Source organism: Burkholderia sp. LFS061 (assembly GCF_047978125.1).
In the GTDB taxonomy this organism is placed as follows: domain Bacteria; phylum Pseudomonadota; class Gammaproteobacteria; order Burkholderiales; family Burkholderiaceae; genus Burkholderia; species Burkholderia pyrrocinia_C.
This window is the reverse complement of the sequence record NZ_JBFPFS010000007.1, coordinates 1-12722: the sequence shown is the minus strand read 5'-3', so window position 1 is coordinate 12722 and position 12722 is coordinate 1. Positions and strand designations below refer to the sequence as shown.

5 protein-coding genes and 1 pseudogene are annotated in these 12722 nt (G+C 68.1%); 4 read left to right on the top strand and 2 right to left on the bottom strand.

Features of this window, described 5'->3' with window-relative positions:
• The first annotated feature begins 106 nt into the window (after positions 1-106).
• From ACNQQL_RS08365 to uvrA, 3 genes are all read left to right on the top strand, one after another.
• Positions 107-4099 carry a YadA-like family protein gene (locus tag ACNQQL_RS08365; RefSeq protein ID WP_416392560.1) on the top strand — a complete coding sequence of 1331 codons (3993 nt, stop codon included), beginning with the start codon at positions 107-109 and terminating at the stop codon, positions 4097-4099.
• An 89-nt stretch (positions 4100-4188) separates the two neighbouring features.
• A complete protein-coding gene (locus ACNQQL_RS08360) occupies positions 4189-4851 on the top strand; it encodes an OmpA family protein (protein WP_347063808.1) in 663 nt (220 codons plus the stop codon).
• Between the two features lie 251 nt (positions 4852-5102).
• A complete protein-coding gene (gene uvrA, locus ACNQQL_RS08355; RefSeq protein ID WP_347063807.1) occupies positions 5103-11006 on the top strand; it encodes an excinuclease ABC subunit UvrA in 5904 nt (1967 codons plus the stop codon).
• Positions 11007-11080: 74 nt separating this feature from the next.
• Here the strand turns inward: uvrA and ACNQQL_RS08350 are convergent, their stop codons facing one another.
• The gene (locus tag ACNQQL_RS08350) at positions 11081-11815 is read right to left on the bottom strand and encodes an ABC transporter substrate-binding protein (RefSeq protein ID WP_347063806.1); all 735 of its coding nucleotides are present in this window, start codon (positions 11813-11815) and stop codon (positions 11081-11083) included.
• 201 nt (positions 11816-12016) lie between these two features.
• Between ACNQQL_RS08350 and ACNQQL_RS08345 the strand changes: the two genes are divergently transcribed.
• Positions 12017-12181, top strand: coding sequence for an FmdB family zinc ribbon protein (locus ACNQQL_RS08345; protein ID WP_034182361.1), 165 nt, complete (start codon positions 12017-12019; stop codon positions 12179-12181).
• A gap of 176 nt (positions 12182-12357) precedes the next feature.
• Here the strand turns inward: ACNQQL_RS08345 and ACNQQL_RS08340 are convergent.
• Positions 12358-12606, bottom strand: a pseudogene (locus tag ACNQQL_RS08340) (zinc-binding dehydrogenase); the annotation flags it as partial.
• Between the last annotated feature and the right edge of the window lie 116 nt (positions 12607-12722).

The window sequence follows — 12722 nt, the reverse complement described above, 5'->3', positions numbered from 1 at the left end:
GGTTGCGGAGCGTCGCGAGACGGGTGAAAACGGAGACGGAGACAGTCTTCGCCCGGCCGCGTTCGCTGTTGCGTCATCCAGCACATGTGAACCGAGGGAAAACAAGATGAACAAGTCGTTCAAGTCGATCTGGAACGAAGCACTGGGCGCGTGGGTCGCGGCGTCGGAGCTCGATCGTGCGCGCGGCAAGCGGGTTGCGTCGTCAAGAAGCGCGTGCGCGCATGCGGCGGAGGCGGGCTCCGCCGCGGGCATCGCTACGCCGCCGGCGCTGTCGCCCAGACGACTCGTCGTGATGATGGCGGCCGCGTATCTGGGGCTGTTTCAGGCCGGCGCGCATGCGCAATATTCGGCGGGCGGCGGCTCCGCGACCGGCGGCGCCAGTTCGATCTCGATCGGTAACGGGTCGGTAGCGTCGCAGGTGAATGCCACCGCATACGGCAACCTGTCGACGGCGGCGGGCGTGTCGTCCACCGCGATCGGGCCGGGCGCGCATGCGATGGCCGATGGCGGGACCGCCATCGGCATCAACGCGCAGGCGACCGGCACCAATAGCGCGGCGCTCGGGGTGCAGGCGATCAGCTCGGGCAGCTTTTCAGTGGCGGTCGGCAATCTGGCCCAGGCTACCCAAACCGGCGCTGTAGCGATGGGCAGCGGCGCGATCGCGAGCGGCGTTTCGGCGGTGGGGCTCGGCAACAATGCGCTGGCGTCCGGCCAGTATGCGGCCGCGCTCGGTCTCGGGGCGAGCGCGGTGGGGGCGCAAAGCGTCTCGCTCGGCTTTGCATCGAATGCAACGAATACGGGCTCGGTCGCGCTCGGCAACCAGTCGACGAGTTCGGGCGCGGCCGGCGTTGCGGTGGGCAGCGGCGCGCTGGCTTCCGGAAATTCGGCCGTGGCGATGGGCGTCAACAGCGGCGCGAAGGGCGGCTCGTCGATCGCGATCGGCTGGGGCGGCGTTGCAGGCGTGCCCGGTTCGGGCACGCAGTCGCTCGGCACCAGCTCGATTGCGATGGGCTCGAAAACGACGGCCGGCGCTGACAACGCGATTGCGTTCGGCCTGAGCGCCAATGCGTCGGGCCTCAGTTCGGTCGCGATGGGCGTTCAGTCGAGCGCGACGCAGCAGTTCGGCGTGGCGCTGGGCAATCTCGCGCTCGCAACCGGCATATCGGCGACGGCGCTGGGCCCTGGCGCGACGGCGTCGGCGGTGAATGCGACGGCGATCGGCATCAACAGTGTCGCGGCGGCGGGTTCCACCGTGGCGCTGGGCGACAGCAATTCGGTTGCCGCCGCGGCAGGCGCGGGCTCGATCGCCGGCGGTAACAGCTCGAAGGTGCTGGGCGGCATCGGCGCGGTGGCGCTCGGGTTTGGCCAGACCGTCAGCGGCAACGGCGCGGTGGCAATCGGCGATCCGAGCACCGCGATCGGCACCGGCGCGGTGACGGCCGGTTCGAACAACACCGCGAACGGCGACGGTGCGGTGGCGATCGGCAACACGAACAACGCGCAGGGCATCGGCTCGGTCGCGCTCGGCAATACGTCGACCGCGGCGGCAGCGGGCGCGGTGGCGTTCGGCGCGTCGGCGGTGGCGAACAACGCGAACGACGTCGCGCTCGGCTCCGGCTCGGTGACGGCCGCGCCGAATCCGACCGCGACCGGCACCATCGGCGGCGTCACGTACACGTTCAACGGCGTCAATCCGACCAGCGTCGTCAGCGTCGGCGCGCCGGGCAGCGAGCGCCAGATCACCAACGTCGCGGCGGGGCGGATCAGCTCGACCAGCACGGACGCGATCAACGGCTCGCAGCTCGATGCGACGAACCAGGCGGTGACGTCGCTGTCGACGTCGACGTTGTCGAGCATCACGTCGTTGTCCACGTCGACTTCGACGGGCATCGGCTCGCTGTCGACCGGCCTGAGCTCGACGAACAGCACGGTCACGTCGTTGTCGACGTCCACGTCTACCGGCTTGTCGTCGGCCAACAGCGCGATCACGTCGCTGTCGACGTCGACTTCGACGGGGATCAGCTCGCTGTCCACCGGCCTGAGTTCGACGAACAGCGCGATCACGTCGCTGTCGACGTCGACGTCGACGGGCATCGGTTCGCTGTCGACCGGCCTGAGCTCGACCAACAGCACGATCACGTCGTTGTCGACGTCGACGTCGACGGGCATCGGTTCGCTGTCGACCGGCCTGAGCTCGACGAACAGCACGATCACGTCGCTGTCCACATCGACGTCGACGGGCATCAGCTCGCTGTCGACCGGCCTGTCCAGCACCAACAGCAACCTGACGTCGCTGTCGACGGCCACGTCGACGGGCATCAGTTCGTTGTCCACGGGCCTCAGCTCGATCGCGTCGAACAACAACAACCTCGGTAACAGCACGGCCGGCGCGATCGGCGGCGGTTCGACCTACGATCCGACGACCGGGACGATCTCGGCGCCGTCGTACGTGACGTACAACCGCGACGGCTCGACGACGATCAACAACAACGTCGGCTCGGCGATCGACAACATCAACGCGAACGGCATCAAGTACTTCCACGCGAACTCGACCGCGCCGGACAGCCAGGCGCTGGGCCTCGACAGCGTGGCGATCGGGCCGAAGGCGATCTCGCAGGTGGACGGCGGCATCGCGCTCGGCTCGGGTTCGGTGTCCGATCGTCCGATCGTGCAGTCATCCGGGATCATGCGCAACGGCAGCGCGTCGATTCCGTTCGATACGACCGACGCGACGCTGCTCGGCGCGGTATCCGTCGGCAGTGCGGCGGGCAATTCCTATCGCCAGATCACCAACGTCGCGGACGGCACGGGGCAGCACGACGCGGTGACGCTGCGGCAGCTGACCGGCGCGTTGCAGTCGTTCGCGGTCACGCCTCAGAAGTACTTCCATGCGAATTCGACTGCGGCGGATTCGCTCGCGGTCGGCGCGGAATCGGTCGCGGTGGGGCCGACGACGGTAGTAAACGGTGATAACGGCGTGGGCATCGGCAACGGCGCGATCGTCGACCAGACCGCTCCTGGCGGTGTTGCAATCGGGCAGGCCGCGCATTCCGCGCAAGCCGACGCTATCGCGCTCGGCAGCGGCGCGACGGCGACCGGCGCGCAGTCCGTCGCGCAGGGCGCCAATGCGGTCGCGGTCAGCGTGGGCAGCGTCGCGCTCGGCTCGGGCGCGCGCAGCTCGGCGACCGATGCGCTCGCGCTCGGGGCCGGCGCGACGTCGACGTTCGCGAACAGCGTCGCGCTCGGCGCCGGTTCGCTGACGACGGTCGGCGCGCTGACGAACTACATCGCGTACGGCCTGAGCAGCCCGCAATCGTCGGCCGGCGAAGTGAACGTCGGCAACCGGCAGATCACCAGCCTCGCGGCCGGCAAGAACGGCACCGATGCGGTGAACGTGTCGCAGCTCGATGCGGTCGCCAACCAGCTGACGACGCTGATCGATCAGCGCACCGCGAACGGCTCGTATTCGACGAATCCGACCGGCACGAAGTCCGCGCCGCTGCCGGCCGGCTCGAATTCGTCGGCGGGCGGCTCCGGTGCGGTGGCATCGGGCTCGAACAGCACGGCGGTCGGCAACAGTTCGACGGCGTCCGGCAGCGGCTCGACCGCGATCGGCGTCGGCGCGGTGTCGTCGGGCAACAACTCGACCTCGATCGGCGCCGGCAGCAACGACGGCGGCCGGTCGAACGTTGTCGCGGTCGGCTCGGCGGATGCGCCGCGGCAGGTCGCCAACGTCGCGGCGGGCACGCAGGGCACCGACGCGGTGAACGTCAATCAGCTGAATGCCGTATCGAACCAGTTCACGCAGTCGCTGAACACGGTCAACAACCAGCTCACGCAGATGCAGCAGCAGATCCAGCAAACCGACTCGATGGCGCGTGAAGGTATCGCCGCAACGGCCGCGATGGCGTCGATCCCGCACATGGACCGCGATTCGAACTTCGCGATGGGGGTCGGCACGGCGACGTTCCAGGGCCAGAAGGCCATGGCGGTCGGCGTGCAGGCGCGCATCACGGAGAACCTGAAGGCGACGTTGAACGGCGGTTTCGCCGGCAGTCAGCGCGTCGTCGGCGCCGGTATGTTGTATCAGTGGAAGTGATCGAGCGCGAACCACACGGAACGCACGCGAATGCGGCTGTGCCGCGCGCACCGCATTCGCTGCGCCCATCGCATTTTCGGAGTCATCAAGTGAAAAAACACCATCTTGCATTGCTGGCGTCCGTCGTTTCCCTGGCTGCGTGTTCGAGCGCATCGGGGCCGACGTTCAACGCGTACGAACTGCAGCCGCGCGACGGCATTCGAACCTTCCGCGTGGACTGCCACGGCATCCTGTCGAGCGAGAAGACCTGCATGAAAGTCGCGACGCGCATGTGCGGCAGCGATGCCGTGCGCACGGTCGATTCCACGGCGCCGTTCCGCGACGGCGCGGACCCGCGCTCGCTCGTTTTCCAGTGCGGCGCGCCGGCAGCGCCGGCCCCGGCAGCCGCGCCGGCCGCACCGGCGGCCGCCGAGAAAGTCAGCCTGACGGGCGATGCGTACTTTGCGACCGACTCCGCCGCGCTGACGCCCACCGCGCAGGCCGCGCTCGACGCGTTGCTGAATCGTCAGGGCGACAAGCATTACTCGCGCGTGGACGTGACCGGCTATACCGACTCGACCGGCTCGGATGCGCACAATCTGTCGCTGTCGCGGCGGCGTGCGGAGGCGGTCGCGGCCTATTTGCGCGAGCATGGGCTGAAGGCGGATTCGTTCGCGGCGACGGGGCGCGGCGAGGCCGATCCGGCCGCGTCGAACGATACGGCGGAAGGGCGCGCGCGCAACCGGCGCGTGGAAATCCTGCTGCAGAAGTAGCCGCGGCGACACGGCATCGGCACGCGCGAGCGTCGCAACCGGCGGCGCGCGTGCCGCCGCTGCTTTGCCGGCCCGCCCGGTGGCGGGATCGCGATCCCGTCATGGAAAACTGTATGAATATACAGTATAGTATCCGTCGAACTCGAGCCGCCCGGGCATGATCCGGGCGGCACGCGCGCCGCGCCTGCGGGCATTCGCCGCAGCGTTCCGGCACCGTGAACCCTGGCTAACTCATTCGACGGGCAGGCAAATTGTCATCCAGCAATCTGATCCGCATTCGCGGAGCACGTCAGCACAACCTCAAGAATCTCGATCTCGACCTGCGCACCGGCGAAATGACGGTCGTCACCGGCCCGTCGGGCTCCGGCAAGTCGAGTCTCGTGTTCGATACGCTGTACGCGGAAGGCCAGCGGCGCTACGTCGAAACCTTCAGCGCGTATGCGCGGCAGTTTCTCGACCGGATGGACCGCCCGCAGGTCGACCGCGTCGACGGCGTGCCGCCCGCGATCGCGATCGACCAGACCAACCCGGTGCGCAGCTCGCGCTCGACCGTCGGCACGATGACCGAGCTGAACGATCACCTGAAGCTGCTGTACGCGCGCGCGGCCGAGCTGTTCGACCGCAAGACCGCGCGGCGGGTGCGGCACGACACGCCGGAGACGATCTACGCGGAGCTCGTCGCGCGCACGCAGGCGGACGACCCGCGCGTCGTCGTCACGTTTCCGGTCGAGTTGCCGGACTCGGCATCCGATGAAGAAGTCACGCAATGGCTGTCCGCGAGCGGCTATACGCGCGTGCAGGCGCAGCGCGAAGTCGCATCGCCCACCGGGCCGCGCAAGGTGCTCGACGTGGTGGCCGACCGGTTCCGCGTGCAGCAGGCCGACAAGGTGCGCGTCGTCGAGGCGATCGAGGCGTCGCTGAAGCGCGGCGGCGGGCGCGTGAACGTCTACGTGCTCGCGGCTGAGCCGGAAAACGCGGTCGGCACGCCCGCGGAGCCGCAGGTGTGGCGCTTCTCCACCGGGCTCCATGATCCCGACAGCGACCTGCGCTACGCGGAGCCGCAGGCGGCGCTGTTCTCGTTCAACTCGGCCTACGGCGCGTGCGAAACCTGCCGCGGCTTCGGCCGCGTGATCGGCGTCGATCTCGGCCTCGTGATTCCCGACGCGCGCAAGACGCTGCGCGGCGGCGCGATCAAGCCGATGCAGACGCCCGCGTGGAAGGAGTGCCAGGACGACCTGATGCGCTACGCGGCGAAGGCCGACATCCGGCGCGATGTGCCATGGGCCGAGCTGACGGACGCCGAGCGCGACTGGGTCGTCAACGGCTCGCCGGACTGGAACGGCAAGTGGCAGAGCCAGTGGTACGGCGTGAAGCGCTTCTTCGGCTACCTCGAATCGAAGGCGTACAAGATGCATATCCGCGTGCTGCTGTCGAAATACCGCAGCTACACGCCGTGCGACGTGTGCGGCGGCGCGCGCCTGAAGACGGAATCGCTGCAATGGCGGCTCGGCTCGAAAGAGAATGCCGACGGCGTGCTCGCGCCGGCCGGCCGCTTCATGCCGCGCGGCGTCGACTGGAGCCGCGCGCAGCTCGAAGCGCTGCCGGGCCTGACCGTGCACGACCTGATGCTGCTGCCGATCGAGCGCATCCGCCGGTTCTTCGACGAAGTCAGCCTGCCGAGCGCGCTGCTCGACGACGCGCTGAAGCTGCTGCTCGCCGAAGTGCGCACGCGCCTGAAATACCTGTGCGACGTGGGTCTCGGCTACCTGACGCTCGACCGGCAGAGCCGCACGCTGTCGGGCGGCGAGGTGCAGCGGATCAACCTGACGACGGCGCTCGGCACGTCGCTCACGAAAACCCTGTTCGTGCTCGACGAACCGAGCATCGGGCTGCATCCGCGCGATCTCACGCGGATCGTCGAGGCGATGCAGCGGCTGCGCGACGCGGGCAATACGCTGGTCGTCGTCGAGCACGATCCGTCGGTGATGCTCGCGGCCGACCGGCTGATCGACATGGGCCCCGGCCCGGGCGAGCGCGGCGGCACGATCGTCTACGACGGCACGCCGGCCGACATCCGTTCGGCGCACACGCTGACGGGCGAGTATCTCGGCGGCCGCAAGCATGTCGCGCATGCGTCGAACTGGGCGCGCCGGCCGGTCGACGCGGATACGCCGCGGATCGTGCTCGGCGGCGCGAGCGAACACAACCTGCGCGACGTGACGGTCGAGATTCCGCTGCAACGGCTCGTGTGCGTGACCGGCGTGTCGGGTTCCGGCAAATCCACGCTGCTGCAGGACGTGCTTTATCCGGCGATGGCGCGGCACCACGGCAAGGCAACCGAGTCGCCGGGCGCATATCGCAGCCTGACGGGCGCCGACCAGGTGGGCGATGTGGTGTTCGTCGACCAGTCGCCGATCGGCAAGACCACGCGCTCGAACCCGGCGAGTTATGTCGGCGCGTTCGACGAGATCCGCAAGCTGTTCGCGAAGGCGCCGCTCGCGCTGCAACGCGGCTACGGCGCCGGCACGTTCAGCTTCAACTCGGGCGATGGCCGTTGCCCGACCTGCGGCGGCTCGGGCTTCGAGCACATCGAGATGCAGTTCCTGAGCGACGTCTACCTGCGTTGCCCGGACTGCGACGGCAGCCGCTACCGCGCCGAGATTCTCGAAGTGCGCATCGAGCGCGACGGCCGCGCGCTGAACATCGCCGACGTACTCGACCTGACCGTCAGCGAAGCGGCCGCGTTTTTTGCGACCGACGCCGAGGTGCTACGCGTGCTGCAGCCGATCGTCGACGTCGGGCTCGAATACGTGAAGCTCGGCCAGCCGGTGCCGACGCTGTCGGGCGGCGAAGCGCAGCGCCTGAAGCTGGCCGGTTTCCTCGCCGAATCCGCGGCGGCGGTCAACGGCCGCCGGGTCGTCACGGAAGAGGCGCGCGTCGCGCGTGCGCGGCTGTTCATGTTCGACGAGCCGACCACCGGGCTGCACTTCGACGACATCGCGAAGCTGATGCAGGCGTTCGGCAAGCTGCTTGCAGCCGGCCATTCGCTGATCGTGATCGAGCACAACCTCGACGTGATCCGCGCGGCCGACTGGCTGATCGATCTCGGCCCGGAAGGCGGAGACGGCGGCGGCCTCGTGCTGTGCGCGGGCACGCCCGACGACGTGAAGGCCTGCCCCGAATCGCATACCGGCGTTGCGCTGCTGCAGTACGACCGTGCGATGGATGCCGAAGTGCCGCTCGGCGACGAAGGCGTGCCGCTGCAGGCCGTGCTGAACGCCGCGCGCGAGCGCCGTGCGATCGAAGGCGAGGATGTCGTGCGGATCGTCAACGCGCGCGAGCACAACCTGAAGTCGCTCGACGTCGATATCCCGCACGGCAAGTTCAACGTGATTACCGGCGTGTCGGGTTCCGGCAAGTCGACGCTCGCGTTCGACATCCTGTTCCACGAAGGCCAGCGCCGCTACCTCGAATCGCTGAATGCGTATGCGCGCTCGATCGTGCAGCCGGCCGGCCGCCCCGAAGTCGACGCTGTGTACGGCATTCCGCCGACCGTCGCGATCGAGCAGCGGCTGTCGCGCGGCGGCCGCAAGAGCACGGTCGCGACGACGTCCGAGGTCTGGCACTTCCTGCGGCTGCTGTATGTGAAGCTCGGCCTGCAGCATTGCATCCACGACGGCACGCCGGTCACGTCGCAATCCGTCGAATCGATCGCCGCGCAGTTGCTGCGCGATCATCGCGGCGAGCACGTCGGGCTGCTCGCGCCGCTCGTCGTCAACCGCAAGGGCGTGTATACCGATCTCGCGAAGTGGGCGAAGGCGCGCGGCAGCACGCATCTGCGCGTCGACGGCGAGTTCGTGCCGGTCGATCCGTGGCCGAAGCTCGACCGCTTCCGCGAGCACACGATCGAGCTGCCGGTCGCCGATATCGTCGTATCGCCGGACAACGAGGCCGAGCTGCGGCGCGTGCTCGACGAGACGCTCGAACTCGGCAAGGGCGTGATGCATCTGCTCGCGCCGCTCGACGGGCTGCACGATGCGATGCAGAACGATCGTTCGACCGCGCGCGTCGGTGCGGTCAAGGTGCTGTCGGTCAAGCGTGCGTGCCCGGTGTGCGGCACGAGCTACCCGGAGCTGGACCCGCGGATGTTCTCGTACAACAGCAAGCACGGCTGGTGCACGACCTGTGTCGGCACCGGCGTCACGCTCACGCGCGAACAGCGCGCGGCGTACGACGACACGGTGCTTGCCGAGGACAGCCGCGGCCGCGAGCAGACGCTGCCGTCGGACGAGCAGGAACCGGATGGCGTCGGCAACGAGCCGTGCCCGGATTGCGGCGGTACGCGGCTGAATCCGTCCGCGCGCGCGGTCACGTTCGACGCGCATCCGATCGTCGAGGTCGCGCAGTGGACGGTGTCGGATACGCGGCGCTGGATCGACGGGCTGGAACTCACCGGGCGCGACGCGCAGATCGCGCGCGACATCGTCAGCGAGATCGGCAGCCGCCTCGCGTTTCTCGAGGAAGTCGGGCTCGGCTACCTGAGCCTCGACCGTGCGGCGCCGAGCCTGTCGGGCGGCGAAGCGCAGCGCATCCGGCTCGCCGCGCAGCTCGGCAGCAACCTGCAGGGCGTCTGCTACGTGCTCGACGAGCCGACGATCGGCCTGCATCCGCGCGACAACCAGATCCTGCTGGACGCGCTGCGCAAGCTCGGCGACAAGGGCAATACGCTGGTCGTCGTCGAGCATGACGAAGACACCATCCGCCGCGCCGATCACATCATCGACGTCGGCCCGGGCGCCGGCAAGCGCGGCGGCACGCTGGTCGCACAAGGCGCGGTCGCGGATCTCGCCGCGCAGTCCGATTCGGTGACGGGGCGCCTGCTCGCGCATCCGATGGCGCATCCGCTGCAAACGCGCCGCGGCGTGAGCGTGCCGGGCAAGAAGGGCGGTGCCGCGGTGCCGGAAGCCTGGCTGACCGTGCATGGGGCACGGCTGCACAACCTGCGCGACGTCACGGTCGGCATTCCGCTCGCGCGGCTCGTCGCGGTGACGGGCGTCAGCGGGTCGGGCAAGTCGACGCTCGCGCGCGACGTGCTGATGACGAACCTGCTCGACGCGGTCGGCCGCTCGGTGCTGTCGTCGCCGGCCACGCGGCGCGCGCGCAAGGCCGCGCAGCAGGACGCACCGGCGGCCAACCGCCGCTCGAGCGTGCTCGCGCGCAGCGCGCCGCGGCCGTCGCTGAACGTCACGCATGCGTGGCAGGGCTGCGAGTCGTTGAGCGGCTGGGAACAGATCGATCGCGTGCTCGAAGTCGATCAAACGCCGATCGGCAAGACGCCGCGTTCGTGCCCGGCCACCTATATCGGCGTATGGGACACGATCCGCAAGCTGTTCGCGGATACGCTGGAAGCGCGTGCGCGCGGCTATACGGCGTCGCGTTTCTCGTTCAATACCGGCGACGGACGCTGCCCCGCGTGCGAGGGGCAAGGCGTGCGCACGATCGGCATGAGCTTCCTGCCCGACGTGAAGGTGCCGTGCGACGTGTGCCACGGGCAGCGCTTCAACCCGGAGACGCTCGCGGTCACGTGGCGCGGCCGGAACATCGGCGACGTGCTGACGATGGAGATCGACGAAGCGGTGGAATTTTTCGCGCCGATCTCGAACATCGCGCATCCGCTGCAGCTGATGAAGGATGTCGGCCTCGGCTACCTGACGCTCGGCCAGCCGTCGCCGACGCTGTCCGGCGGCGAGGCGCAGCGCATCAAGCTCGTCACCGAACTGACGAAGGTGCGCGACGACATCACGCGGCGCGGCCAGAAGGCGCCGCACACGCTGTACGTGCTCGACGAACCGACGGTCGGCCTGCACATGGCGGACGTCGCGAAGCTGATTCGCGTGCTGCACCGGCTGGTCGACGCGGGGCACAGTGTCGTCGTGATCGAGCATGACCTCGACGTGATCGCGGAAGCCGACTGGATCATCGATCTCGGGCCGGAAGGTGGCGTGGGCGGCGGCACGATCGTCGCGGCCGCGCCGCCGGAGGCGCTCGTGCAGGTGAGCGCGAGCCATACGGGGCAGGCGCTGAAGCCGGTGCTCGCGCGCACGGCGGCGGATGAGCGTGAAGCCGAGCGGCAGGGGGAAGCGCGGGTCGGTTGAATGCGGCGTGTCGAATGAACGGCTCCGGTGTCGGTTCAGACACCGGGGCCGTTTTTATTTCACGCGGTTTTCGGTCAGGCTGGCGGTGCGACGGACGCGCCGGTGATGCCGTGCCGCCGCAGGGAATCCGCGACGAAGCCCGACGCCTTCATGTCCTCGACGAATTCGTTCAGCGCCGCCGCGGCGGCCTCGCCGCGGCTCTTCGGCACGCCCATCGCCTGCCGGATCACCATGAACCGTTCGCCGAGCAGGCGCAGGCCCGTTGTCTTCGCTGCGTCGGCTTCGAGTTGTTGCTTCACGCCCGCCGCCACTTCCAGTTGCTGTTCGACGAACGTCTGCACGACGGCCTGCGACGTCGGCGCGCGCACGATCTGCGCGGCCTTCAGTTCGCGGGTGAGGAACAGGTCGTATGCGCTGCCCTTGCCGACGGTCACGCGGTTGTGCGGCTGGTCGACGTCCTCGTTCGTGCGGATCGGCGAAGCGTCGCGCACGAGATAGAAACCCTCGATCAGCACGTACGGCGCGGTGAACGCGACCATTTCGCCGCGCAGCGGATCGACCGCGAAGAAACCGAAATCGGCGCGCTCTTCGGTCAGCGCCTGCACCGATTTTCCGGCGGCGTCGAACACGACGAGTTCCAGCTCGGCCGACAGGCGTTCCGCGAACGCGCGCGCCAGGTCGATCGACACGCCGAACGGTTCGCCGGTGGCCGGATCGCGGTTCGCGAGGATCGGGTTGCCGAGATTGATCGACGCGCGCAGCTTGCCGGTTGGGGTGAAGGCGGAGAGGATGGCTGGGGCGAGGGGCATGAGGGGGCTCGTTTGGGGGCGGATGGGCGATGGTGCATCGACGTTGAGCTTATCACCGGGCCGTGCGGGGAGCAGCGTGTTGTGGTGATGGAGGATTAGTGTCTGCACATGTCCTGAACTACAATTCCTCATCTGGGGTGCTGGACGCCGTCCGGGCTTCGTCCGTGGCGACACTCGCAAGCTTCGTGCCGGAGGGATGCCGTGCCTACTTACCAATACCGTTGTGAGAAGTGTGGCGAGACGTTCGAACATGTTGAACATCTCGCGGAGCATGAAACCGCTCACCCGCAATGCCCGAAATGTGGAAGCGAACAGGTTCAGCATGCGCCCACGCCATTTGTAGCAAAGACGTCGAGCAAGAGTTGAGCCCGGTCCGCCAGCATCAATTCACTTTTTTGTGCGGTGATCCTTCCCGAAGCGAGAGACGCCTGCCCGGGGGATTCACATGCGGTCACTCGCGCAACGTCCGCGAATGGCCGCTTTGACCCGCGTCGCAGCCAAGCGCGTCGACGCATATGCGCACAGATCGAGGAAGCTTCACTTCAAGTGTGCTCGCTCATCGTAAGGATGATCTTTCCTACGTTCACGGACGACTCCATCCGTCGATGCGCATCTGCGGCATTCTTCAGGGGAAAAACACTATCGACGACCGGTTCCAGGCCTGCACCGCCCGCAAAGCGTTCGAGCCAATGTTCGCGGAAGCGCCGAACCATTGCGTGTTTCTCGTCCTGCTCGCGCGACTTCATCACGGTGCCGATGATCTGCAGATGACGATACAGGATCTGTTCGAGACCAAGGACCTATCCGTGATTTCGTGGGCGAGGCATATCATGAGGTGTAAAGGCCATGGATATGCCGATGAAAAAGAAAAGACAAACTTTAGCGCGTCAGGCAGCGGCCCGAGGGC